This window comes from Bartonella sp. MR168JLCBS (assembly GCF_042194175.1).
Genome location: NZ_JBHIMP010000148.1, coordinates 1 through 329, shown reverse-complemented (window position 1 = coordinate 329; position 329 = coordinate 1). Strand labels below are relative to the sequence as shown.

Genomic DNA, 329 nt, shown 5'->3' with positions numbered 1-329 from the left:
GTCCTATTGTTGGTGCGGCCATATCAGAAAGCACTACATCTGGCTTTGTCCCTAAAGCATCAATCAATTTCTGCGGTGCATCTGTATGCAAAAAATCCATTTCCAGCATTATAACCCCAGGCAATGGAACAACAGGCAAATAATCAATGCCAACCACACTAGGCTTTTCATCACTTGACCCTACAATACGCTGAGCCACCTGACACCATCCCCCCGGCGCCGCTCCCAGATCAATGATTTTTTGACCTTTTTTGAGAAATTTATAGCGCTCATTCATTTCGATGAGTTTATAGGCCGCACGCGAACGATAACCATCTATTTTCGACTGA

The 329-nt window shown here is 44.7% G+C and carries 1 protein-coding gene; it reads right to left on the bottom strand.

Annotated elements, in window-relative coordinates; translation table 11 throughout:
• The coding region (locus ACFIK8_RS09905) for an SAM-dependent methyltransferase (RefSeq protein WP_375669323.1) at positions 1-329 on the bottom strand (329 nt) is incomplete at both ends.